At 64.3% G+C, this 24,778-nt stretch carries 10 protein-coding genes and 1 tRNA gene; 5 read left to right on the plus strand and 6 right to left on the minus strand.

Annotated elements, in window-relative coordinates; genetic code table 11:
- Positions 1–64: 64 nt before the first annotated feature.
- From AB8717_RS01270 to AB8717_RS01290, 5 genes are all read right to left on the minus strand, one after another.
- Positions 65–1,312 carry a glycosyltransferase family 4 protein gene (locus AB8717_RS01270; RefSeq protein ID WP_443749217.1) on the minus strand — a complete coding sequence of 416 codons (1,248 nt, stop codon included), beginning with the start codon at positions 1,310–1,312 and terminating at the stop codon, positions 65–67.
- A 92-nt stretch (positions 1,313–1,404) separates the two neighbouring features.
- The gene (locus AB8717_RS01275) at positions 1,405–15,456 is read right to left on the minus strand and encodes a cadherin-like domain-containing protein (RefSeq protein ID WP_443749218.1); all 14,052 of its coding nucleotides are present in this window, start codon (positions 15,454–15,456) and stop codon (positions 1,405–1,407) included.
- A 534-nt stretch (positions 15,457–15,990) separates the two neighbouring features.
- Positions 15,991–16,067: transfer RNA gene (locus AB8717_RS01280), tRNA-Arg, on the minus strand.
- 106 nt (positions 16,068–16,173) lie between these two features.
- The gene (locus AB8717_RS01285) at positions 16,174–16,449 is read right to left on the minus strand and encodes a hypothetical protein (RefSeq protein ID WP_443749219.1); all 276 of its coding nucleotides are present in this window, start codon (positions 16,447–16,449) and stop codon (positions 16,174–16,176) included.
- A gap of 96 nt (positions 16,450–16,545) precedes the next feature.
- A complete protein-coding gene (locus AB8717_RS01290; RefSeq protein ID WP_443749220.1) occupies positions 16,546–17,814 on the minus strand; it encodes an MFS transporter in 1,269 nt (422 codons plus the stop codon).
- Between the two features lie 105 nt (positions 17,815–17,919).
- On the opposite strand from AB8717_RS01290, the gene AB8717_RS01295 reads away from it, so the two are divergent.
- The 4 genes from AB8717_RS01295 to AB8717_RS01310 all read left to right on the plus strand — a co-directional run bounded on the left by AB8717_RS01295 (position 17,920) and on the right by AB8717_RS01310 (position 21,951).
- On the plus strand, positions 17,920–18,135 hold the full coding sequence (locus AB8717_RS01295; protein WP_443749221.1) for a zinc-finger domain-containing protein: 216 nt from the start codon (positions 17,920–17,922) through the stop codon (positions 18,133–18,135).
- 5 nt (positions 18,136–18,140) lie between these two features.
- Complete coding sequence (locus AB8717_RS01300; RefSeq protein ID WP_443749222.1) at positions 18,141–18,608, plus strand: VOC family protein; 468 nt, start codon at positions 18,141–18,143, stop codon at positions 18,606–18,608.
- Positions 18,609–18,694: 86 nt separating this feature from the next.
- Complete coding sequence (gene polA, locus AB8717_RS01305; protein ID WP_443749223.1) at positions 18,695–21,556, plus strand: DNA polymerase I; 2,862 nt, start codon at positions 18,695–18,697, stop codon at positions 21,554–21,556.
- Positions 21,556–21,951: a VOC family protein gene (locus AB8717_RS01310; protein ID WP_443749224.1), complete on the plus strand. Its 396-nt coding sequence runs from the start codon at positions 21,556–21,558 to the stop codon at positions 21,949–21,951. Before polA ends, AB8717_RS01310 begins: the two co-directional genes overlap by 1 nt.
- Here the strand turns inward: AB8717_RS01310 and AB8717_RS01315 are convergent, their stop codons facing one another.
- On the minus strand, positions 21,952–23,673 hold the full coding sequence (locus AB8717_RS01315) for a hypothetical protein (RefSeq protein ID WP_443749225.1): 1,722 nt from the start codon (positions 23,671–23,673) through the stop codon (positions 21,952–21,954).
- 249 nt (positions 23,674–23,922) lie between these two features.
- Between AB8717_RS01315 and AB8717_RS01320 the strand changes: the two genes are divergently transcribed.
- Positions 23,923–24,633 (plus strand): response regulator transcription factor, encoded by a 711-nt coding sequence (locus tag AB8717_RS01320; protein WP_443749226.1) that lies wholly within the window; start codon positions 23,923–23,925, stop codon positions 24,631–24,633.
- The last annotated feature ends 145 nt before the right edge of the window (positions 24,634–24,778 follow it).

Consider the following 24,778-nt stretch of genomic DNA (forward strand, 5'->3'; position numbering starts at 1 on the left):
TCCAGACACAAACAAAACGCCCCGTCCGGTTGTCCGGGCGGGGCGTTTTGTTGTGGGGCCCTGGCTATTCCGCGGCGGGCTGCTGTTGCGGAGGCTTGACGACGACAGGCTTGCCCGCGACGGCTTCGATCATGCCGAGCTGGCGCGGCAGGCAGCTGGCCAGGTCGTACTTTCCGACGACCGAGGCGCGGGCCGCTTCGCGCAAGCGGCCGGAATGCTTGTCCTTCAGGGCCATGACGACCGAATCCACGACCTTGTCCGGGTCGAAGAAGTCGGTGAAATAGCCGTTTTCGCCGTGTTTCAGCACTTCGCGCACCGGCGCCGTGTCGGAGGCGACGATCAGGCAGCCGGCGGCCATGGCCTCCATGAAGGACCAGGACAGGACGAACGGATAGGTCAGGTAGACGTGGGCTGACGATATCTGCAGCAGCGAAACATATTTCGCATACGGCACTTGGCCCATGAAGTGCACGCGGCCTTCCGGCAGCGTGACTTCCTTCAGCATGACTTCGCGCCAGTTGCCGCCTTCGGTGGGCGAGGCGCCATAGGACACGCTGTCGCCGCCGACGATGACGACCTGCGCCTTCGGGCGTTCCTTCAAAAGGCGCGGCAGGGCGCGCATGAAGGTCGGGAAGCCGCGATAGGGCTCGAGGTTGCGCGCCACATAGGTAATGACCTCGTCCTTCGCCGTCAGTTCGCGGCCGTCAGGCAGGGCGAAGCGGGCTTCGGGATCAGGCTTTACGGTCTTGATGTCGATGCCGTCGAAGACCGTGGAAATCTTGTGCTGGAGTTCCCCGGGATGGCGCGACTTTTGCCATTCCGTCGGGCTCCAGCCGCGGTCGCAGGCCTCGAGGCTCAGCAGCAGATGGGCGTTGCGGGCGCGGGCGCGGCAGAGATCGTCAAGGCCGACTGGTTTTTCCGGATCGAAGCCGATATCGGCGCCGCTGCCCTGATAGTAGAATTCGCAGTAGTTGATCAGGGGCGAGCGTGGAAAAACGTCCTTGATGAACAGGGATTCGCCCCAGCCGGGATGCGCGACGACGACGTCGGGGAAGAAGCGCTCGGCCGCCAGTTGCTGGCACATGCGCGCGACCTGCTGGCCGTGCAGGATGCTGTTCTCGAACAGCCGCATATAGTGGTGGGTTCCGGCGCGAACCTGGCGATGCGGCTCGTAGATGATCTTGCGGACGCCCGGAATCTCGACGGTCTTCTGCTTGGTGATGAAGACGACCTCGTTGCCGGCGCGGGCCAGGGCAGGGGCAAGATACTTGAATTGTCCCGGCATGTTCTGATGCAGCATCAGGATTTTCATGCGTCCCCTCCCTTTACCTTCATCAAAGACCAACAGGCCTTAAAAAACCGTGTCCGGAACAGTCCGGACACGGTTCTGAAGGTACCTCAGTCCTAGCCGAAGTGGAAGTCGGATGCGGTAACCGTCGCTCCGCCGTTGAAGGTGGCGATGGCGACCGCCGCGTCTCCGCCGGCTCCGTCGTGGTCCCAGTACAGGGTATGGGTGGCGGCATCCCAGATGAACTGGGCTGCGTTGCCCACCGCGCTGCTGCCGGCGGTGAACTCCGAAGCGGTCAGGACGTGGCCGCTGGCGAAGCCGTAGTCGGCGCCCGTGAACAACAGCTGGTCGGTGCCGTGGACGAAGTCCTGGACGGTGTCGACGCCGTTGGCCGCGCCGGCAGCGGCGAAGACGAAGGTGTCCGCCCCGTTGCCACCGTTGAGCAGGTCGTTGCCCGTGCCGCCGATCAGCGTATCGTTGCCGTCGCCCCCGTTGAGCGTATCGTTGCCGCCCAGGCCCGTCAGGGTGTTGTTGCCGGCATTGCCGTTCAGCCCGTTGGCCAGGATGTTACCCGTGCCGTTGAGATTGGTGGCGCCCAGCAGGTTCAGGTTCTCGATGAAGTTGCCGAGGGTAAAGTCGACCGTCGACATGACCCGGTCGCCGCCGCCGTCATTGATGCCGGCCCCGGTCGATTCTTCCGACACGACATCGGACGTGCTGTCGACATAGTAGGTGTCGTTGCCGGCACCGCCGTACATCGTATCCGCGCCCGTGCCGCCGTCGAGCGTATCGTTGCCCTGGCCGCCGTAGAGCGTGTCCGAACCGTCGGCGCCGAGCAGCGAGTCGGCTCCCGCCATGCCCGACAGGACGTTATTGCCCGCATTGCCGGTTATGGTGTTGTCGCCGCCATTGCCGGTGCCGTCGATATTGGCCGCGCCCGTCAGGTAGAGATACTCGATATAGTTGCCGATGGTGTAGCTGACGCTGGCATAGACACGGTCGGCCAGGCCGCCCTCGTCGACGCCGGGCGTCGCTTCTTCCGAAGCCACGTCGGTCGCGTCATCGATATAGTAGGTATCGTTATTGGCCCCGCCGTAGAGGGTGTCGGAACCCGCTCCGCCCGACAGGGTATCGTTGCCGGCGCCGCCGAAGAGGACGTCGTTGCCGCCGTTGCCGTAGAGCTTGTCGTTGCCGTCCCCGCCCCACAGGGTGTTGTCGCCGGCATTGCCGTTTATGAGGTTGGCCAGGCTGTTGCCGGTGCCGTTGATGTTGGCGGTGCCGGTCAGGGTCAGGTTTTCGATGAAGTTGCCGATGGTGTAGGTCACCGAGGCCTGGACCAGGTCGGTGCCGCCATCGTCGACATTCGCGCCGGTCGACTCTTCCGAAGCCACGTCGCCGGTATTGTCGACGATATAGGTATCGTCGCCCGAACCGCCGTACATGGTGTCGGCGCCGGCGCCGCCGTTCATCACGTCGTTGCCGCCGAGACCCCACAGGTGGTTGTTGGCGATATTGCCGTTCATACCGTTGTTGAGGTTGTTGCCGGTGCCGTTCAGCGGCGCCACGCCCAGCAGGTTCAGGTTCTCGATGAAGTTGCCGAGCGTATAGTCGATCGACGAATAGACGCGGTCGACCCCGCCGCCGTCGTCGATGCCCGGGCCGGTCGATTCTTCCGACACGATGTCGTTGGGATCGTCGACCACATAGGTATCCGAACCGGCCCCGCCGTACATGGTGTCCTTGCCGGACCCGCCGTCGAGGCTGTCGTCACCGCCCTGGCCGAAGAGCAGGTCGTTGTCGTCGCCGCCCAGCAGGGTATCGTTACCGTCCAGGCCGTGCAGCGTATCGTTGCCGCCGAAGCCCTTGAGGGTATCCGGACCCGGTGTGCCGGTCAGGTTGTCCGGCGTGGTGTTGGCGTTCTGTGTGTTGCCGGTCGTGGCGACCGACGGCGTGACATCGAGATTGTCGAAGCGCAGGAGCTCGACATTGACGATGTGGTCCGCGCCCTGGTCGCCGTTTTCCGGGAAGTTGTCGACGACGTAGTAGCCGCCGGCGCCGTCCGAAGTGACCGTGTACTGGCTGCGCGCACCGGCGTAGATGGCGATATCGTAGCCCGCGCCGCCGTCGATGATGTCATTACCCTCGTTCGAGGTGATGACGTCGTCGCCGTTGCCGCCGTTGATGCTGTCGACGCCCGTGCCGCCGGTGATGGTGTCGTTGTCGTCACCGCCATTGATGGTGTCGTTGCCGTCGCCGCCGTTGAGGTGGTCGTTGCCGGCCCCGCCGAGGATCGATTCCGCGCCGGTATTGCCGTTGACCGTGTCGTCGCCGGCGTCGCCCGAGCCGAAGCTGCCGGCGGCGAGGTAGATCAGGTCGTTGCCGTTGCCGCCGGACAGCGTGCCGGCGCCTTGCAGCGTATCGTTGCCGTCGTCGCCGGACAGGTAGTTGGTGCCGTCGTAGTCGGTCAGGATGTCATTGTCGTCACCGCCCGACAGGGTGTCGTTGCCGATGCCGCCGTTGACGGTGTCGTTGCCGGCGTCGCCCATCAGGTAGTCGTCGTTCTGCTGGCCGTCGATAAAGTCGTTGCCGGTGCCGCCATGGATGGTGTCGTTGGCGAAGCCGCCCAGCAGCGAGTCATTGCCCGCGCCGCCGTCCAGCCAGTCCGTACCGTCGCCGCCGATGACCGTGTCGTTGCCTGCGTCGGCCGTGACCGTATCGTTGGCCGAGCCGGCGTCGACATAGTCGTCACCGTTGCCGGCATCGATCGAGTCGTCGCCGCCCATGCCGTAGATATAGTCGTTGCCGTCGCCGGCCGAGACCGTGTCGTTGTCGTCGAGCGCCGAGATCGAGTCGTCCAGCGCCGTGCCGACCAGGTTGTCGACGCCGTCGGTGCCGATGATGACCTGGCCGCCGACCAGGGGCGACAGGGTCACGTCGTTGAACACCAGGTGTTCCACGTTGCGGACCAGATCCGAACCCGTATTGCCGGCGTGGTCGATGACTTCGAAGGCGCCGCCGCCGAGGTCGATGACCGAGTAGTTGGCGCGCAGCCCGTTGATATAGACCGTATCGTCGCCGTCGCCGCCGTCGAGCGTATCGTTGCCGGCGCTGCCGGTCAGGATATCGTCGCCGGTGCCGCCGTTGAGGTTGCCCGAGCCGGTCAGCGTATCGTTGCCGTCGTCGCCGGTGATGATGTTGTTGCCGATCAGGTCGACGATGACGTCGTTGTCGCCGTTGCCGCGCAGGCTGTCGTCGCCGTAGCCGCCGGTGATGCTGTCCGCGCCGTCGCCGCCGCTGACCGTATCGTTGCCGTCGTTGCCGATCAGCGTATCGTTGCCGGCACCGCCGTTGAGCGCGTCGTCCTGGGCCCCGCCGTCGATCCAGTCATTGCCGTCGTCGCCGTACAGGGCATCCTCGCCGGCGCCGCCGGTGATGATGTCGTTGTCGGCGTCGCCATGGACCAGGTCGTCTTCGTCACCGCCATCGATCGAGTCGTTGCCGGTTCCGCCGAAGATGATGTCGGGTTCGGTGCCGCCCAGGATCGTGTCGTTGCCTTCATTGCCTTCGATATAGTCGGCGCCGGCCAGGCCGTTGATCAGGTCGTTGCCTTCGTGGCCGTAGATGGAGTCGTTGCCCGAGCTGGCATTGTTGTTGTCGGGCCGCGTCGAGGTGACCAGGGCGCTCGAATGGTCGCTGATCGTGTCGTCGCCGCTGGAGCCGTTATAGACATAGCCGTAGTTCGGATGGCCGGTGTAGTCGCCGTCCGAGAAATCGACCTTGTAGATGCCGTACAGCGTGTCGGTGCCGTTGGGCGAGCCCGCGCGGTTGTCGATGACGATGATCTTGCCGCTGAGCGTATCCTCGACGATCGTGTAGTCGTTGCGGTTGCCGTCGTAGTGCGCGACGTCGTCACCGCCGCCGCCATACATCTTGTCATTGCCGCCGCCGCCGACGAAGGTGTCGTCGCCGATGCCGCCGAACAGCTGGTCGTCGCCATAGCCGCCATCGAGCGAGTCGTTGCCGTCGCCGCCTTCCAGCGTATCCGAGCCGTAGCCCGCATAGATGGTGTCGTTGCCGGCGTCGCCGTAGAAGTGCTGGTCGCCCGGAGACCAGCCGTATTCGGTCAGCAGGTCGGTTCCGTCGTCGCCGTGGACGATGGCGCCGTCGCCGGCGGACACGGTGTCGTTGCCCGTACCGCCCGAGATGGAGCCCCAGCCGGTAATGACGTCGTCGCCGGCGTCGCCGGTCAGTACGCCCGAACCATAGAGGTTGTCGTTGTCGTCGCCGCCCGACAGGGTACCCGAACCGCTGAGGTAGTCGTTGCCGGCTTCGCCTTGCAGCAGACCGGAGCCATAGAGGCTGTCATTGCCGTCGCCGCCGAGGACGGTGTTGTTGCCCGTGCCGGCGTCGAGATAGTCGTCGCCCTGGCCGCCGGAAAGGGCATCGTTGCCGTCTTCGCCGTAGATCGTGTCGTTGCCGTTGCCGCCCGACAGGCTGTCGTCGCCAGTGCCGCCCCAGATCTGGTCTTCGCCGTCGCCGCCGAGAACCGTGTCATTGCCCGCGTCGGCATGGACCACGTCGTAGCCCGCGCCCGCGTCGATCGAGTCGTTGCCGTCGCCGCCCAGGATCTGGTCATTGCCAGCATTGCCGTTGAGCGTATCGTCGCCGCCGAGGCCGACCAGGCTGTCGTCATTGGCGCCGCCGTTGATGGCTTCGCCTGCCGCGGTGCCGGTCAGGATATTGCCGGCATTGGCGGCGATCAGAGCCAGGTCGCCGTCGGTGAAGTGCGCCGTTTCGACCGAGCTGACCGCGTCGGTGCCTTCGTTGGAGCGGTTGGCGACGATATCGAAGCCGCCCGCGCCGTCGTTGATCACCGAATAGTAGACGCGGTCGCGGCCATAGTTGGCGGTATCGTTGCCGTCGCCGCCGATGATGGTGTCGTTGTCCTGGCCGCCCGAAAGCTGGTCGTCGCCGGTGCCGCCGTCGATCGTGTCCTGGCCCCAGTTGCCGCTGATGGTGTCGTTGCCGTCACCGCCCTGCAGGTTCTGGTTGCCGTCGACATAGTAGGGTTCCCAGCCGAACAATACGTCGTCGCCCGCGCCGCCCATGCCGGTGCTGTTGCTGCCGACGCCCATGGTGTCGTTGTTGTCGCCGCCGTCGAGCTGGCCCCAGCCATAGAGGGTGTCGGCGCCCGTGCCGCCTTCCAGCGTGCCCGAGCCGTACAGGTAGTCGTTGCCGTCCTGGCCCTGGATCAGGTCGTTGTAGCCCGACAGGGTGTCGTTGTCGGCACCGCCTTCCAGCGTGCTGTTGTCGGCCGAGAGCGTGTCGTTGCCGGCGTCGCCCCACAGGTGGTTGATGCCGCTGTTGTCGGTGATGTAGTCGTTGCCGTCATCGCCGTGCAGGCTGTCGGAACCCTGGCCGCCGTCGATCGTGTCGTCGCCGGCGTCGCCGTGGACGAGGTCGCTGCCCGATCCGGCATAGATGTGGTCGAGCCCGTCGCCGCCCGACAGGGTATCGGCGCCCGAGTCGCCGTTGAGCACGTCGTTGCCGTCGCCGCCTTGCAGCGAGTCGTCGCCGTCGTCACCGCTCAGGCGGTCATTGCCCGCCAGGCCGATCAGCGTATCGTCGCCCGAGTCGCCGACCAGGATGTCGTCGAAGGCCGTGCCGGTGAAGAGGACGCCGGTATTGCCGCCGAACGGCAGGTTGATCTCGTCGTCGGCGAAGACCAGCAGCTCGACGCCGAATATGGTGTCGTCGCCTTCGTTGGTGACCTTGGAATGGATCACCGCGCCGTCGACGATATTGCCGTCGGTATCGACCTGGTAGGTGATGGTGTAGTCGTCACCGTCGATCGTGGTGTTGCCCATCGCGTCGGTGGTGGTGGTGCGGTGGAGCATGTGGCCGCTGTAGACGGCCTTGTCGTAGCCCGAACCGCCGTAGATCAGGTCATTGCCGTCGGCGCCGGTGATGGTGTCGTCGTTCTGGCCGCCGATCAGGGTGTCGTTGCCGCCATAGCCGTTGATGACGTCGTTGCCGACGCCGCCGTCCAGGTACTGGGCGCCGGTGTCGTAGGTGTAGGGCGACCAGCCGGACAGGGTGTCGTTGCCGTCGCCGCCGAGGCCGGTGCTGCCGGCCTGGACGTAGAGCTGGTCGTTGTCGGCGCCGCCGTCGAGCGTGCCCGAGCCGAAGATCGTGTCGTTGCCGGCGTCGCCGGACAGCAGACCCGCACCCGAGATGGAGTCCGCGCCGTCGCCGCCGTCGACCTGGCCGTTGGCGCTGATGGTGTCGTTGCCCAGGCCGCCGTCGATCGTATCCGTACCGGCATCACCGAAGATCTGGTCGTCGCCGGCGCCGCCGGCGATCGAGTCGTTGCCGTCGCCGCCATGGATGGTGTCGGCGTCGTCGCCGCCGTCGATCGTATCGTTGCCGGCGTCGCCGAAGATGGTGTCCTGACCGGTGCCGCCCAGGATCGAGTCGTCGCCAAGGTCGCCGTGCAGCACATCCCAGCCGCCGGCGCCCAGCACGGTGTCGTTGCCGTCGCCGCCGCTGATGATGTCGTTGCCGTTATCGGCCGCGCCCGGAACGCTGGTTACGCCACCGACGGCCACGCCGCCGCCCAGCAGGTCGTCGCCCGCGCCACCGGTGATGCTGTCGTCGTAATAGGTGCCGGCGATGGTGTCGCCGAGCGCCGTCCCGGTGAAGACCTGGCCGGTATTGCTGTTCGAGACTTCGAATTCATTGTTGTGGAAGCGAATGACGTCGAAGTTCGAAATGTCGTCCTGGCCGTCGTCGCCCAGGTAGGTGGCGCGGTTGTCGACGACATAGTAGCCGCCGTTGCCGTCCTGGATGACCGAGTGGACTTCGCGGTCGTTGCCGTAGACGGCGACATCGTAGCCGTCACCGCCGTCGAGGCTGTCATTGCCCTGCTGGCCGTAGATCGTGTCGTCGCCCGAGCCGCCCAGCAGCGTATCGTCGCCGTAACCGCCGTACAGGGTGTCGCTGCCGCCGTCGCCCGACGCGCTGTCATTGCCGTAGTTGGCGTAGACGACATCGTCTCCGGCGCCGCCCGAGAAGGTCTGGTCGCCGTCGTAGGGGGTGCCGGGCTGGTAGCCGGACAGGGTGTCGTTGCCATCGCCACCGTAGCCGGTCGCCGTTGTCTGGACATAGAGCTGGTCGTCGCCGGCGCCGCCGTCGAGCGTGCCGAGGCCAGTGACGGTGTCGTTGCCGTCATTGCCGAGCAGCAGGCCGCTGCCGCTGACATTGTCGTTGCCGACGCCGCCGTCGAGCGTCCCCGTGCCCGACAGGGTGTCGTTGTCGTCGCCGCCATACATCACGTTCTGGCCGAGCGAGTCGGTCAGCAGGTCGGCGCCGTTGCCGCCATAGATGGTGTCGTTGCCGTAGCCGCCGTCGAGGCTGTCATTGTCGAAGTCGGGATTGCCGTCGCTGTTGCCGTCGGCATTGTCGCTGAAGCCGCCGACCGTGGCATTGGTGCCGTACAGCACATCGTTGCCGGTGCCGCCCAGCAGGGTGTCGTCCCCCGAACCGCCGACCAGGGTATCGTCGCCGAAGCCGCCGGTGAGGACATCGTTGCCGATATTGCCGAAGGCCACGTCGTTGCCGGCGCCGGCATTGATATGGTCGAAGCCGGCAAAGCCCAGGATGGTGTCGTTGCCGTCGACATTGGTGTTGGCGAACGGATCGTTGCCGGGGATCGAGTCGTCGGCCGGAGTGCCGTTGATCAGTGCGCCGGCGACCGTCGGCGACAGGTAGTATTCCTCGCCGTTGTCGAAGACCAGCAGTTCGACGCCGGTCAGGGTGTCGGTGCCTTCCGGCGAGCCCGAGCGGTTATCGTGGACCGTGGTGACGCCGCCCGACGTGCTGATCGTGTAGTCCGAGCTGCTGCCGGTGTAATAGACGGCGTCATAGCCCGCGCCGCCGTTGATGACGTCGTTGCCGTCGAGGCCGGAGTCGCCGACGATGATGTCGTTGCCGTCACCGCCGTCGAGGCTGTCATTGCCGCCCAGGCCTTCCAGCTTGTCGTTGCCGGCGCCGCCCAGCAGGGTATCGTCGCCGCCGCTGCCGACCAGGCTGTCATTGCCGTCGCCGCCGTCGCCGGTGCCCGAGGTGACGTTCAGCGTATCGTTGCCGGCGCCGCCGGAAAGCGTGCCCGAGCCGATGATCGAGTCGTTGCCGTCGTCGCCGAACAGCTGGTTCGTGCCGTCGGGATCGTAGATGTAGTCGTTGTCGTCGCCGCCGTGGGCGGTATCGTTGCCGCCCTGGCCGTAGATGACGTCCGCGCCGACGCCGCCGATCAGGCTGTCATTGCCGCCTTCGCCGTAGAGGGTGTCGTTGCCGCCGGCGCCGTCGAGCGTATCGGCGATCGAGGTGCCGTCCAGCACGTTGTTATTGGCGTCGCCCGTCTGGCTGCCGCCCTGGATGTTGAGGCTGACCGTGCCGGTAGCGGTGCCGCCGTGGCCATCCGAGATCGAGTAGGTGAACGAGGCCGGGCCGCGATAATCCGTGTCCGGCGTAAAGGTCACATCGGTGCCGTCGAACGAGACGGTGCCGTGGGTCGCGCCCTGGACCGAGGTCAGGACCAGGCTGTCGTTCTCGGCGTCGGTGTCGTTGCTGAGCAGGTCGGCCGGATGAATCGTCGAAGCCTGGTTGGCGACCAGCGTGTAGGTGCCGTCGTTATTGGCGACCGGGTCGTCGTTGACCGCCGTCACGGAGACACTGACCGTGCCGTTCGAGGTCAGGGTGCCGTCCGAAACGACATAGGTGAAGCTGGCCGGGCCATTGTAATTGTGGTTCGGCGTAAAGGTGATGTGGTCGCCGGACAGGACGGCCACGCCGTTGCTGTAGCCGGAGATGCCGGTGATGGTCAGCGCATTGCCTTCGGCGTCGCTGTCGTTGGCCAGCAGGTCGGACAGCAGGAAGGTGATCGGCGTGTCTTCGGCCGTGGTGCCGGAATCGGCTCCGGCCGTGGGCGCCGTGTCGGGGAAGTTGAGGCTGACGGTCGCCGTCGCCGAACCGCCGTGACCGTCCGAAACCGTGTAGGTAAAGGAGGCGAGGCCGGCATAGCCGGTGGCCGGCGTGAAGACCACGTCGCTGCCGACGATGGCCACCGTGCCGTGGGTCGCATCCTGGACCGAGGTCAGGGTCAGGGCGTCGTGGTCGACGTCGCTGTCGTTGCCCAGCAGGGTCGAGATGGCGATCGACTTGTCGGTATTGACGACGCCGGTATAGGTGCCGTCGTTATTGGCGACCGGGTTGTCGTTGACCGAACTGACATTGACGTTGACATTGCCGTTGGTCGTCTTGGTGCCATCCGACAGGATGTAGGTGATCGTCGCCGTGCCGTTGAAGTTCGGGGTGGGCGTGAAGACGATATGGTCGCCGTCGATGACGGCGGATCCGCCGGTCGAACCCGCGATGCCCGTGATCGAGATGGGATCGCCGTCGCTGTCCGAGTCGTTGCTCAGCAGGTCGCTGAGCAGGATGTTGATCGGCGTGTCCTCGGGCGTGTTCACCGAATCGTTGCCGGCCGTCGGGGCGGCGTCGACGATGTAGGTGCCGTCCGAGAAGACCAGGGTCCGCACATTGGTCAGGGTGTCGGTGCCGTCATTGCCGTCGACGCCGGGCTGGTTGTCGGTGACGGTGGTCACGCCGCCCGATGTCGAGATGGTGTAGCTGGCCATCGTGCCGGCATAGACGGCCGTGTTGTGGCCCGTGCCGCCGTCGAGCGTATCGTCGCCGGCGCCGCCGACCAGGGTGTCGTCGCCCGCGCCGCCGTTGAGGTGGTCGAGGCCCGCCAGGCCTTCCAGGCGGTCATTGCCGCCCAGCCCGTCGATCGTGTCGTTGAGGATGGTGCCGGTAAGCGCCCCGGCGCCGCTGTCGTCGCCTTCGGAGCCGGTGATCGACGCGCCGGCGATGCCGGTATCGACCGACACGGACTGGTCCGAGAAGACCAGGGTCTGAACGTTGAGGACCGTGTCGGTGCCGTCGGGCGAGCCCGAGCGGTTGTCGATGATGGTCAGTCCGGTCTGGTCGCCGACGATGGTGTAGTTCGAGCGCGCACCGCTGAAATAGGCGATGTTGTCGCCGTCGCCACCATCGATATGGTCGTTGCCCGCGCCGCCGGAAATGCTGTCGTCGCCTGCCCCGCCCAGCAGGGAGTCGTTGCCGTTTTCGCCGCGGATCGAGTCGTTGCCGTCGCCGCCACTGACCGTGTCGTCGCCGCTGTCGGCATAGATGGCGTCGTTGCCCGTGCCGCCCGACAGGTTGTCGTTATAGCCGCCGCCTTGCAGGTAGTCGTCGCCGGCGCCGCCATCGACGCTGTCGGAATTGGTGTAGTTGTTATAGTCGTAGATGGTGTCGTTGCCGTCACCGCCCAGCAGGGTGCTGGCGGTCCAGCCCTGGCCGGCATAGTAGAGGTCGTAATTGGGATACTGATAGATGCGGTCGTCGCCGGCTCCGGCGTCGACATAGCCGTTGACGGCGTCGAAATTGTCGGCGCCGGCCCCGCCGATCAGCGTGTTGTGGCCGTTATAGTCCTGGATATAGTTGCCGTCGTCGCCGCCATGGATGCTGTCGTCGCCCGACCCGCCATAGATGGTGTTGTAACCCGAGCCGCCGTCGATCGTGTCGTTGCCGACGCCGCCGTCGATCGTGTCGGCGCCCGCGCCGCCGGTGATCGAGTCGTTGCTTTCATTGCCGGCCAGGTTGTCGTTGCCGTTGCCGCCATCGATCGTGTCGGCGCCCTTGCCGCCGGAAATGGTATCGTTGCCGTCGCCGCCGGTGATCGAGTCAGCGCCGCCGAGGCCGCTCAGCGAGTCATTGTCTTCCAGGCCGATGATAGTGTCATTGGCCGGTGTGCCGGCGAGCGTGTCGGGACCCGAGGTGCCGGTGAAGGTGCTGCCGGGATTGGGGCCGAAGGTCAGGTCGTTGTCGGCAAAGCTGAGGACTTCGACATTCCACAGCGTGTCCGTCCCCTGCGGCGACCCTGAACGGTCATCGACGACGGTGATAGAACCGTCGCCGTTTTCGGTAATCGTGTAGTCGCTGACATTGCCCGAGTAGAACACGGTGTCGCCGTTTGCGCCGCCGTCGATCGTATCGTTGCCCGCGCCGCCGTCGATCGAATCGAAGCCCGCGCCGCCGGAAATCGAATCGTTGCCGTTTTCGCCACGGATCGAGTCGTCTCCGTCGCCGCCACTGACCGTGTCGTCGCCGCTGTCGGCGTAGATGGCGTCGTTGCCCGTGCCGCCTTGCAGGCTGTCGTTATAGCCGCCGCCTTGCAGGTAGTCGTCGCCGGCGCCGCCATCGACGCTGTCGGAATTGGTGTAGTTGTTATAGTCGTAGATGGTGTCGTTGCCGTCACCGCCCAGCAGGGTGCTGGCGGTCCAGCCCTGGCCGGCATAGTAGAGGTCGTAATTGGGATACTGATAGATGCGGTCGTCGCCGGCCCCGGCGTCGACATAGCCGTTGACGGCGTCGAAATTGTCGGCTCCGGCCCCGCCGATCAGCGTGTTGTGGCCGTTATAGTCCTGGATGTAGTTGCCGTCGTCGCCGCCATGGATGCTGTCGTCGCCCGACCCGCCATAGATGGTGTTGTAGCCCGAGCCGCCTTCGATCGTGTCGTTGCCGTTGCTGCCGGTCAGGTAGTCGGCATCGGCGCCGCCGTCGATATGATCGTTGCCGTCGCCGCCATCGACCGTATCAGCGCCCGCCCCGGCGGTAATGCTGTCGTCGCCGACGCCGCCGGTGATATTGTCGTTGCCCGTGCCGCCGATGACGGTGTCGTCGCCGTCGCCGGCCGTGACGACATCGTTGCCGCCGCCGGCGTCGATGGAGTCGTTGCCCGTGCCGCCATCGATGACGTCGCCGCCGTCAAGGCCGTTGATGGTGTCGTTACCGCCGTGACCGTTGAGCTGGTCGCTCTGGTCCGAACCGGTGATCAGGTTGTCGGTGTCATCGCCGTCCTGCAATGTACCGGTATTGGCGGCGGTCGGGACGAAGTCGCCGTCGTTGAAATGCAGGGTCTCGACATGGGTCAGGGTGTCGGCGCCGTCAGGCGTGCCGCTGCGGTTGTCATAGACCAGGATATTGCCCGAGCCGTCGCGCGCGACCGTGTAGTCGGCCAGGTTGCCGCTGAAATAGGCGATGTCGTTGCCGTCGCCGCCATCGATATGGTCGTTGCCCGCACCGCCGGAAATGCTGTCGTCGCCCGCCCCGCCCATCAGCGAGTCGTTGCCGTTTTCGCCGCGGATCGAGTCGTTGTCGGCGCCGCCGTCGACCGTGTCGTCGCCGCTGTCGGCGTAGATGGCGTCGTCGCCCGTGCCGCCTTGCAGGCTGTCGTTATAGCCGCCGCCTTGCAGGTAGTCGTCGCCGGCGCCGCCGTCGACGCTGTCGGAATTGGTATAGTTGTTATAGTCGTAGATGGTGTCGTTGCCGTCACCGCCCAGCAGGGTGCTGGCGGTCCAGCCCTGACCGGCATAGTAGAGGTCGTAATTGGGATACTGATAGATGCGGTCGTCGCCGGCTCCGGCGTCGACATAGCCGTTGACGGCGTCGAAATTGTCGGCTCCGGCCCCGCCGATCAGCGTGTTGTGGCCGTTATAGTCCTGGATATAGTTGCCGTCGTCGCCGCCATGGATGCTGTCATCGCCGGACCCGCCATAGATGGTGTTGTAGCCCGAGCCGCCTTCGATCGTATCGTTGCCGTTGCCGCCGGTAAGATAGTCGGCATCGGCGCCGCCGTCGATATGGTCGTTATCGTCGCCGCCGTCGATCGTGTCGGAGCCTACGCCACCCGAAAGACTGTCGTTGCCGGCGCCGGCGGTAATGCTGTCGTTGCCCGTGCCGCCGATGACCGTGTCGTCGCCGTCGCCGGCCGTGACGACGTCATTGCCGTTGCCCGCGTCGATGGAGTCGTTGCCCGTGCCGCCATCGATGACGTCGCCGCCGTCGAGCCCGTTGATGGTGTCGTTGCCACCGAGGCCGCTCAGGTGGTCGCTCTGATCCGTACCGGTGATCAGGTTGTCAGTGTCGTCGCCGCTGGTCACCACGCCGGTATTGGCGGCGGTCGGGACGAAGTCGCCGTCGTTGAAGTGCAGGGTCTCGATATGGGTCAGGGTGTCGGCGCCGTCAGGCGTGCCGCTGCGGTTGTCGTAGACGAAGATGTGGCCGGAACCGTCGCGCGCGACCGTATAGTCGGCCAGGTTGCCGCTGTAATAGGCGATGTCGTTGCCGTCGCCGCCGTCGATCGTGTCATTGCCGGCGCCGCCGGAAATGCTGTCGTCGCCGGACCCGCCCATCAGCGAGTCGTTGCCGTTTTCGCCGCGGATCGAGTCGTTGTCGGCGCCGCCGTCGACCGTGTCGTCGCCGCTGTCGGCGTAGATGGCGTCGTTGCCCGTGCCGCCTTGCAGGCTGTCGTTATAGCCGCCGCCTTGCAGGTAGTCGTCGCCGGCGCCGCCATCGACGCTGTCGGAATTGGTGTAGTTGTTATAGTCGTAGATGGTGTCGTTGCCGTCACCGCCCAGCAGGGTGCTGGCGGTCCAGCCCTGGCCGGCATAGTAGAGGTCGTAATTGGGATACTGATAGATGCGGTCGTCGCCGGCCCCGGCGTCGACATAGCCGTTGACGGCGTCGAAATTGTCGGCTCCGGCCCCGCCGATCAGCGTGTTGTGGCCGTTATAGTCCTGGATGTAGTTTCCGTCGTCACCGCCATGGATGCTGTCGTCGCCGGACCCGCCGTAGATGGTGTTGTAGCCCGAGCCGCCTTCGATCGTATCGTTGCCGTTGCCGCCGGTCAGGTAGTCGGCATCGGCGCCGCCGTCGATATGGTCGTTATCGTCGCCGCCGTCAATCGTGTCGGAGCCCGCCCCGCCGACGATGCTGTCATTGCCCGCGTCGGCGGTAATGCTGTCGTTGCCGTCGCCGCCGTCGATCGTGTCGTTGCCATCGCCGCCGTCGACCGTGTCGAGGCCCGTGCCACCGAGAAGAATGTCGTTGCCGGCGCCGCCGTTTACGACGTCGTTGTCGTCACCGCCGTCCAGCGAGTCATTACCATCGAGACCGTCGATGTGATCGTTGCCGCCGAACCCGTGGATCGTATCGTCCGCAGGGGTACCGGTAAGAATATTGTCGAGATTATTGCCGTCAGCCATGGTCCCAGTCCCTGCATTAAATTTTTTGCAATAAACAGGGAGGGCTCAGCCGCGCTCAGCCCCCCAAAACGCTGGATACAATTCTTAATAATGGCTTAAGCTAGCAAATGTGGCCAAGACTGGCAACGTACAAAAAGTCACATAGCCCTTATTTTAAAAGGGTTTGCTGAGTCTGGTATTGGTTGTGGATTGCGGCGTTATTTCAAATAGGGCGATATATTGCGTTGACGTTGCAATGTGTTTTCTTTGAAAATCCTTGTAGACGGTCAACTGATTCGAGTCGCCCGGCCGACTTGTAAAGGCCTTTGCGAACGGTGTTATTTATTTAAAGGCAGCCAATACTTGCTGCGTAGGCAGGATGCGGGACTCGGGTCAGGGTTGTGCTGATGCGCGTAACATCTAGACAGAGTTGGATGGCGCCGAACAAAATCTGTCACAATGATGAATGCCGTCGAGGCGTATATACCGGTCTCCGGGTTCGGGGGTTCATCCGGGCACAAAAAAACCTCCCGCACGGGGAGGCGTTTTGGTTCATGGCGCACCCGACAGGATTCGAACCTGTGACCTTTGCCTTCGGAGGGCAACACTCTATCCAGCTGAGCTACGGATGCATTTATGAAGCGGCACCCGTGGACGCCGGGTGGCGGACGGCCGGAACCTAAGGCAAACCGCCTATGCGCTCAACCGCAAAAACGGGTTGTCCGCAAAAAACCGGCGTCACGCTTCTATCCAGACGACGTTGGGCTCAGGGCACCGGGCGCGCATCCGCTGCACCGTCATGACCAGTTCGGAGGCCAGCATCTCGGTCTCGTGCAGGCCGAAGCGCCGGAACAAGGCATCGGCCAGACGGTTGAAGACCTCGAGTTCGATGCCGGAGACCCGCACGCCGAAATGAGAGCGCACCAGTTGCTTTACCGCCTGGCATGCGACGTCGGAATCGGTGACGCGTTGCTTCAGCCGTGTGCAGACTCGTTCGATTTCCTGGTCCAGCATGGATGCCTCCTGTGCGGTGCACCAATTACATTCGCGGCGATAAATTCGCGATGCGGGCGTGCTGTTGAATCGGCCGTTTACTCTGTTCGACCAAACCTATTCTGACTGAAAAGCCGATGTCTTTCGCGTGTCGGCGGTAAAAACATAGACCAGCAGGGACAGGAAGATGCAGGCGCTGACGTACCAGAAGAAGGTGGTTTCCTGCCCGGCCTGCTTGAGCCACAGGGCGACATATTCAGCCGAGCCGCCGAACAGCGATACAGCCACCGCGTAGGGCAGGGCGACGCCCAGCGCCCGCACACCGGCCGGGAACAGCTCGGCCTTCACCACCGCGTTGATCGCCGTATAGCCGCTGACGATGATGAGCGCCAAAAGGATCAGCCCGCCCGCCACCCATCCATTATGCGTGCTGGCGATGCCGTGCATGATCGGCACGGTCAAAAGCGTGCCGGCGACGCCGAAGCCGATCAGCAGCGGCTTCCGGCCCACACGATCCGACAGGGCGCCGAAGGCCGGTTGCAGGACCATGTAGATCAATAAGGTCACCGCCGAGATCGCGGTGGCGGCTTCCTTGGAAAAGCCCGAGGTATTGACCAGGAACTTCTGCATGTAGGTGGTGTAGGTATAGAAGGCTAGCGTCCCGCCCGCCGTCAGGCCGACGACCTGCAAGGCTTGCAAGGGGTGTTTCTTCAGCAGGGTCCAGACGCGGCCGCGAGTTTCATCGGTGGACTTTTCAAAAGATTCCGTTTCGGCGATATGGCGGCGGACGTAGAGCGCAATCAGGGCCAAGCCCGCACCGACCGCGAACGGAATGCGCCAGCCCCAGGCTTCGAGCTGCGCTTCGGTGAGCAGCATCTTCTGCAACACGATCAGCACGCCCAGCGCGATCAGTTGCCCCATGATCAGGGTGACGTACTGGAAGCTCGACCAGAAGCCGCGGTGTTCGTGACCGGCCATTTCCGACAGATAGGTGGCGCTGGCGCCGTATTCGCCGCCGACGCTCAGGCCCTGCATCAGCCGCGCCAGCAACAGCAGAAGCGGCGAGGCGATGCCGATCGCGGCGAACGATGGCGAAAGCGCGATGATCAGCGAGCCCATGCACATCAGCAGCACCGAGGCTGTCAGCGCCGCGCGCCGGCCGAAGCGGTCGGCGTACCAGCCCAGCCACCAGCCGCCGACCGGCCGCATCAGGAAGCCGACGGCGAAGATGGCGGCGGTGTTGAGCAACTGTGCTGTCCCGTCGCCCTTGGGGAAGAAGACCTTGGAAAAATAAAGCGCGAACGCCGAATAGGCATACCAGTCGTACCATTCGACCAGATTGCCGATCGAGCCGCCGAGGATGGATTTCAGCCGGGAATGCGCCATGGCGGAAGGGTTTCACGTTTACGCGCAACCGACAAGGCATTTGACGCGGCCGAGCGGTTTGCATTAAGTGGGGCGAAACCTGTTCCTTCCCCGGATTTCCCTGTCATGAGCGATATCATCCCGCCCCCCGAAGTCATCTATGTCGACGGCCACAAGGTCGCCTGCAACGGCGGCGGCGGGGCGCTCGGCCATCCGCTGGTCTATCTCGAACTCGGCGGCGAAGGTACGGTCGAATGCGGCTATTGCGACCGCAAGTTCGTGCACAAGGACCACGCGCACGAATACGAAAATCCGGCGCCGCGCCCCGAAGGCGATCACTAAGCCCTATGCGCTATCTGCACACCATGGTGCGGGTAAAGGATCTCGACGCCGCGCTTTGTTTTTGGTGCGAAGGTCTTGGTCTGCGTGAAACCCGCCGGACCGAGAACGAGAAGGGTCGCTTTACCCTGGTTTTTCTGTCGGCTGGCGAAGACGCCGATCTGGCGACCAGCCAGGACGGCTTGCGTCCACAGGCCGAGGTCGAATTGACCTGGAACTGGCCCGACGCCGACGGCAAGACCGAGGACTATACGGGCGGCCGCAATTTCGGCCACCTGGCCTACGAATTCGACGACGTCTATGCGGCGTGCCAGCGCTTTGTCGACATGGGCGTGGTGATCAACCGCCCGCCGCGCGACGGCATGATGGCCTTCGTGCGCTCGCCCGACGGCATCAGCATCGAGCTGTTGCAAAAGGGACCGGCCCTGCCGCCGGCCGAGCCGTGGTTGAGCATGCCGAATACCGGCAGCTGGTAATACTGCCAAGGCCTGTCGCTTTGATTTGGCATGGAGCCCATATGGCTCTATGACGAACCTCTCATTTTGCGCGACAGACGATTCCCATGGACGATACAGCCTCCGCTCCCGAAGCCGTGACAACCGATAACGGCAAGGCTAAACGCCTGGTGCTGATCGACGGCTCGGGCTACATCTTCCGCGCCTATCACGGCTTGCCGCCCCTGACGCGCAAGTCGGACGGACTGCCGGTCGGCGCCGTTTCCGGCTACTGCAACATGCTGTTCAAGCTGATCAAGGAAAACCGCGGCGACGACGCGCCGTCGCACCTGGCGGTCATCTTCGATGCCAGCTCCAAGACTTTCCGCAACGAGCTGTACGACCAGTACAAGGCACACCGTCCCGAGCCGCCGGAAGACCTGATCCCGCAATTCCCGCTGATCCGCGACGCGACGCGCGCCTTCGGCCTGCCGGCGATCGAAATGCTGGGCTACGAGGCCGACGACCTGATCTGCACCTATGCCCATCAGGCGCGCGCGCAGGGTTTCAAGGTCACCATCGTGTCGTCCGACAAGGACCTGATGCAGCTGGTCAATGACGACGTGTCGATGCTGGAACCCGTCAAGGGTACGGACATCCGCCGCGAACAGGTCATCGAAAAGTTCGGTGTGCCGCCCGAACTGGTGGTCGACGCCCAGGCGCTGATCGGCGACACGGCCGACAATGTGCCGGGCGCCCCGGGCATCGGCGTCAAGACCGCCGCCCAACTGTTGCTCGAATACGGCGACCTCGACAGCGTTTTGGCACGCGCATCCGAGATCAAGCAGGAAAAGCGCCGCCAGACCCTGATCGACTTCAAGGACCAGATTCTGCTGTCGCGCGAACTGGTGCGCCTGCACTGCGGCGTGCCCGACCTGCCGGAAATCGAGACCTTTGCCCTGAAGCAGCCCGACGCCGATGTCCTGGCCAGCTTCCTGGCGGTGATGGAATTCAACAGCCTGGCCAAGCGCGTCGGCGGCCATATCAACCTGATGGAAACGACGGCGATCAGCCAGGTGCCGGTCGCGCCGGTGCTGCGCCCGCTTTACGGCGCGCCGAAGCAAACCGCCGAAGAGTCGGCGCGCCAGCCCTTCGATCTCGACGCCTATGAATGCGTGCAGTCGCTGGAAGCGCTCGAAGTCTGGGTCAAGCGCGCGCACCAGGCCCAGGTGGTGGCAGTCGATACCGAGACCGACGACCTGTCGGCCAGCCATTCCAACCTGGTCGGCATTTCGCTTTCGACCGCGCCCAACTGCGCCTGTTATATTCCGCTCGGCCACGACGCCGAAGGGCTGGATTTCGGTGGCGACGAATTGAAGCAAATCGCGCGCGACGACGTCATCCGCGTGCTGAAGCCGCTGCTCGAAGACCCCCGGATTCTCAAGGTCGGGCAGAATATCAAGTACGACCTCAGCGTCTTCCACCGCAACGGCATTGACGTCGCGCCGTTCGACGACACCATGCTGCTGTCCTATGTGCTCGAAGGCGGACTGCACGGCCACGGCATGGACGAGCTGTCGGAAATGCACCTGGGCCACAAGCCGATCGCCTTCAAGGAGGTCGCCGGCTCGGGCAAGGCGGCCAAGAGCTTCAAGTTCGTCGCGCTGAAGGAAGCCACGCGCTACGCCGCCGAGGACGCCGACGTGACGCTGCGCCTGTGGCAGCTGTTGAAACCGCGGCTGTGGCGGGAACGCATGGTCACGACCTATGAGACGCTGGAACGCGGCATGCCCGCGGTCCTGTCCGACATGGAGCTGGGCGGCATCCGTATCGATCCGGAACGCCTGCGCCTGCTCAGCCAGGACTTCGGTACGCGCATGGCGGCCATCGAGGCCGAAGCCCATACGGTGCTCGGCCGGCCGTTCAACCTCGGCAGCCCGCAGCAACTGGGCGCCATCTTTTTCGACGAAATGAAGCTGGCGGGCGGCAAGCGCACGGCGTCGGGCCAGTGGGCAACCGACGTCAAGGTGCTGGAAGAGCTGGCCGAACAGGGCGTGCCCTTGGCCCGGCTGGTCCTCGACTACCGCCAGATGTCCAAACTCAAGGGCACCTATACCGACAACCTGGTCGCCTATGCCGATCCCGGCACGCAGCGCATCCACACCAGCTTCCACCTGGCGGCGACGCCGACAGGGCGGTTGTCGTCGAACGAACCCAATCTGCAGAACATCCCGATCCGCACAGCCGAAGGGCGCAAGATCCGCGCTGCCTTCATCGCCAAGCCGGGGCACAAGCTGATCAGCGCCGACTATTCGCAGATCGAACTGCGGATTCTCGCCCACATCGGCGATATCCCGCAGTTGAAACAGGCCTTCGCACGCGGCGACGACATCCACGCCATGACGGCGTCGGAAATGTTCAATGTGCCGCTGAGCGAGATGACGTCGGAAATCCGCCGCCGCGCCAAGGCGATCAATTTCGGCATCATCTACGGTATTTCCGCTTTCGGCCTGTCGAACCAGCTCGGCATCGAGCGCGGCGAGGCCGGGCGCTATATCGAGACCTATTTCGACCGCTTCCCCGGCATCAAGGACTATATGGACCGGGCGCGCGACGAGGTCCGCGCCAACGGCTTCGTCATGACGCTGTTCGGCCGCAGGATCCATATCCCGGAAATCAACGGCAAGGGTGCGTTGAAGTCGTTCGCCGAACGCGCGGCCATCAACGCCCCGATCCAGGGCACGGCCGCCGATATCATCCGCCGCGCCATGATCCGCATGCCGGGCGCTCTGAAAACAGGCGGCTTCACCACGCGCATGCTGTTGCAGGTGCACGACGAACTGATCTTCGAGGCCCCCGAGTCCGAGGTCGACGCCGTCATCCCGGTGATCAAGGACATCATGTCTGGCGCGGCTCTGCCGGCCATCGACTTCAGCGTGCCGCTGGTCGTCGAAGCCCACGCCGCCGACAACTGGGACGAGGCGCACTGATGTTTGTGAAGAACCTCAATCATATCAATATCCAGACGCACGACATGGCGGGGACGATCGGCTTTTACGAGGACCTGCTGGGCCTCGAAGCGCGTGTCGCGCCGGAGCGTGATCCAGCATTACGGCAGTGGCTGCACGCGCCGTCGGGCCAGGCCGTAATCCACCTCAATCTGTGGGGCACGGACAACACGATCCCGCGCGACGTCCAGCCAGGAAAGCCGACCGGCGCTATCCACCACGTCGCCTTCGAATGCGACGGCTTCGACGAGACGGTGGAAAAGCTGAAAGCGCGTGGCCTGGAGTACGGCTACAACGAGATTCCGTCGATCTCACTTCGGCAGCTGTTCGTCGCCGATCCGAACAATGTCCTGCTCGAACTGAATTTCCGGGGCTGATTACGCCGCCAGGCCCGCCGCCTGCATCATGGGCTTAAGCTGCGCGACGGCCTGCGGATTGTTGTTGAGCGCTTCCTGCATGGCCGGCATGCGCAGGATCCGCATCACCTCCGCCTTGGCCTGATCGGCGACCGGGCCCAGGGGCGCGGCCTGGCCGGCGGCGAAGCTCAGCAACCAGGCCAGCTTGTGCAGGGCAGGGGCCTGGGCTCTCAGCATATTGGAGATGACCTGGCCGTCGGTGGCGATTTCGCCGCCGAACTTGCCGAGCTTGCCGGACACGTCTTCCAGGGCTTTATCGCCCAATTGCGCCGCGATGGCGCGCTTCTGCATCTGGGCCAGCCACAACAGGCGCTGCGGCGCCGGGCGGGCGTGGTCGCGGATATCGCGCTCGAATTTCAGCGAGCCGATCGACGAGGCCAGCCACTGCGCGGCCTGGCGCTTGTTGCCGGCGCCCGCCACGTTTTCACACAGCCAGACCAGTTTCTCGACCTCCTGGACCGGCGATTGCGCCGTGCGCACCAGGCTGTCGACGAAATCGGCCGAAATCAGCATCTTGGAGCGCTCGATAAAGGCCTCCTTGATGTCGTCGCGCTGGGCCTCTTCCTTGCCGGCGGCGGTGATGCACATGGCGAGCGCGCGCAGGGTCTCGATTTCGGCATTGGGATCGCCGGGCTTGAGGCGGCGCGGGCCTTTCAGCTCCTGCATCAGGCGCTTCTGGATATTCTGGCTGAGGTGGTGGAAAGATCCCAGCGCCATCAGCTTGTGATAGCCGGCCAGCACGTCCTTGAGCGGGGGAATGACGCGCGCCACTGCGGGATCGATCTGAGCGATCAGGTCGACTTCGCGGCTGGCAGCCATGCGCGTCAGCACGGCCAGGGAGGTGCCGAGGTCGGCCTCTTCGCCCAGCACGTCGCTTAAGGCGGTGCGCGACGAGAACAGCTCGACGACCGGGGCTTCGATGACATTCAACGCCCATTCGCGGCCGTCCGAAGCGTCGGCCAGCACCGTGGCGAACAGCAGAAGCTTTTCCAGCTTGACCGCCGGGCGGTTGTCCTTGGCGAGAACCTTGGCCAGCGCGCCGCCCAGGACATAGGCCTTTTCGGGATGGTCCTTGAGCTTGTCGATCGTCGCCAGCCAGTTCGACGGCACGATATCGGGGAAGGTGTTCTTGCGGCCGTCGGTGATCAGGCGTGTCACGGCCTTGTCGATCAGGGCCCGCCAGCGCCGCATGGTTTCGTGCAGGTCCGCGCCCGTATCCTGCGATTCCGGCACGGCCAGCTTCTGGCAGACGTGCTGCAGTTCGGTGCCGGTGGCGTCGAGACGTTCGGCCAGGTCCGGACGATGCAGCAGTTCGAAGGCGGTGACGCCGTTGCGCTTCAGCCATTCCTCAAGCAGGCGGCCGATCTTTTCGCGGGCGATGGGCGTGTAGAATTCCTGCGGGCTGGAACAGATGCTGTCGACTTCGCGCGCCAGCACCGTCTTTTTCTTTTGTTCGACTACGCCGTCGGTGAAGACGCTCAGCGAGCGGTATTCACCGCTTTCGACGTCGAGTGTTTCCTTGCTGACCATGACGGCGGCGGCGCGCCTGGCGGCCAGCAGTTCCTTGGCGGCCTGGATGGCGAGCTCGCGGTTTTCGAGCGCCGATTGCAGCGCCCATGACGAGGCCGGGGTCTTGCGGGCAAAGACCTCGTAATGCACCTGGCTGCGTGCGGAATCGCCCATCATTGCCTCGTTTCGGCCCGTTCTGAGCCTTGAAATTGTGGCGATGTTTGCACAAATGAGGTTAAAATCTCATTGAGGTCAAAGACCTGCCGAAATATGACCGTGTTTGCGCCCTGAAAAGAACGTGAGTATGGAAGTAGTGGTAGGCTACGGTCTGCGGCGGATTGGCGCCAAAGGCCTTCGTGCTACCCGGTTGCGTTTGTGAAGCCCGATCCCGCGGCGTTTGCGCGTACCCTTATGGAGATCAAATTGGCTCGAATCACCCTGGTTGATGACGACGAAAATATCGTGACGAGCGTGTCGCTGGCGCTGGAAAGCGGCGGACATACCATTTCTGCCTATTATGACGGCGCCACGGGCCTGGCAGCCCTGGAAAAGGATCCGCCCGACCTGGCCATCCTCGACGTCAAGATGCCGCGCATGGACGGCATGGAGGTGCTTAAGCGCCTGCGCGCCACCTCGAACATCCCGGTCATCATCCTGACGTCCAAGGACGACGAGATCGACGAGATTCTCGGCTTCAACCTCGGCGCCGACGACTACATGCACAAGCCGTTCTCGCAGCGCCTGCTGCTGGAGCGCGTCAAGGCGGTCCTGCGCCGCGCCGGCATCATCGAGCAGGGCGAGGCGCCCGAAGTCACCGAGGCGCTGAACGCCAAGTCGTTGAAGCGCGGCAAGCTGGTCATGGACGCCGCCCGCCACGAATGCACCTGGGACGGCAAGCCGGTGCGTCTGACGGTCACGGAATTCCTGCTGCTGCACGCCCTGGCCCAACGCCCGGGTTTCGTGAAGAGCCGCGACAACCTGATGGACGCCGCCTATGACGACCAGGTGTATGTCGACGACCGCACCATCGACAGCCACGTCAAGCGTATGCGCAAGAAGTTCCGCGTCGTCGATCAGAATTTCGATTCGATCGAGACGCTGTACGGCGTCGGTTACCGCTACAAGGAAGCGTAAGGCTTTCAACGCAAGAGTTCTTCGCCCTCCCCATTTATGGGGAGGGGGGACCGCCGAAGGCGGTGGGCGGGGCTTCTTTCTTCCTTTGCCGACACGATTTCCAGCTAGGTTAAGCACCGAAGGCAAAGGCCGCGCGATAATCATG

Origin of the sequence: Asticcacaulis solisilvae, assembly GCF_052327315.1 — a bacterium.
Lineage (GTDB): Bacteria > Pseudomonadota > Alphaproteobacteria > Caulobacterales > Caulobacteraceae > Asticcacaulis > Asticcacaulis solisilvae_B.

Excerpts from the sequence above, each read along its gene's own strand:
- AB8717_RS01270 (WP_443749217.1), bottom strand. The coding sequence starts at position 1,312 with ATGAAAATCCTGATGCTGCATCAGAACATGCCGGGACAATTCAAGTAT.
- AB8717_RS01275 (WP_443749218.1), bottom strand. The coding sequence starts at position 15,456 with ATGGCTGACGGCAATAATCTCGACAATATTCTTACCGGTACCCCTGCG.
- AB8717_RS01285 (WP_443749219.1), bottom strand. The coding sequence starts at position 16,449 with ATGCTGGACCAGGAAATCGAACGAGTCTGCACACGGCTGAAGCAACGC.
- AB8717_RS01290 (WP_443749220.1), bottom strand. The coding sequence starts at position 17,814 with ATGGCGCATTCCCGGCTGAAATCCATCCTCGGCGGCTCGATCGGCAAT.
- AB8717_RS01295 (WP_443749221.1), top strand. The coding sequence starts at position 17,920 with ATGAGCGATATCATCCCGCCCCCCGAAGTCATCTATGTCGACGGCCAC.
- AB8717_RS01300 (WP_443749222.1), top strand. The coding sequence starts at position 18,141 with ATGCGCTATCTGCACACCATGGTGCGGGTAAAGGATCTCGACGCCGCG.
- polA (WP_443749223.1), top strand. The coding sequence starts at position 18,695 with ATGGACGATACAGCCTCCGCTCCCGAAGCCGTGACAACCGATAACGGC.
- AB8717_RS01310 (WP_443749224.1), top strand. The coding sequence starts at position 21,556 with ATGTTTGTGAAGAACCTCAATCATATCAATATCCAGACGCACGACATG.
- AB8717_RS01315 (WP_443749225.1), bottom strand. The coding sequence starts at position 23,673 with ATGGGCGATTCCGCACGCAGCCAGGTGCATTACGAGGTCTTTGCCCGC.